This window comes from Arthrobacter sp. JCM 19049, from assembly GCF_001310435.1.
In genome coordinates, this window is record NZ_BAXF01000925.1 from 1 (window position 1) to 556 (window position 556).

At 70.7% G+C, this 556-nt stretch carries 1 protein-coding gene and 1 pseudogene; both read right to left on the reverse strand.

What is annotated here, in order from left to right; genetic code table 11:
• Positions 1-197: PLP-dependent transferase (locus tag JCM19049_RS17145; RefSeq protein WP_279403515.1), on the reverse strand; the 197-nt coding region annotated here is incomplete at its 3' end.
• Positions 198-246: 49 nt separating this feature from the next.
• A pseudogene (locus JCM19049_RS17150) lies at positions 247-556 on the reverse strand (5-methyltetrahydropteroyltriglutamate--homocysteine S-methyltransferase); the annotation flags it as partial.

A 556-nucleotide genomic window follows, 5' to 3' on the forward strand; every position in this document is an offset into this window, starting at 1 on the left:
TGTTCGAACACCGCCACCGTCGGGTTGCCGGTGCGGGAATAGGTGAAGCCGGCCTGGCGCAGCGCGAACTTCTCCACCGCATCGGCGTGCGAGGTGAATTCGTAGGCCGCGGAGGGGTACAGCGGCACCGTGAGGGGACGGTGCTCGCCGCCGGGGCTGTATCCGGCGTGGATCGCTGTGGTGGACTGCTGCGCCATGGCTGGCTCCTTTGCTCGTGCTGGTGCGTACCGGTGGTGGTGCGCGGGGTTAGATCGCGGCCAGCTGGTCGGCGCGCACCTGCCGGGCGGCGGCGACCAGGTTGGCCAGGGAGGCGGTGGTTTCGGCATAGCCGCGGGTCTTCAGCCCGCAGTCCGGGTTCACCCACAGCGCCTGGCGGTCCACCGAATCCAAGGCGGTGCCGATCAGCTCGGCGATCTCCTGCTGGGAGGGCACCCGCGGGGAGTGGATGTCGTACACGCCCGGGCCGATGCCGCGGCGGTAGCCGAAGGACTTCAGGTCCGCGGTCACCTCCATCGCCGAGCGGGCCGCCTCGATGGAGGTCACGTCCGCGCCCAGC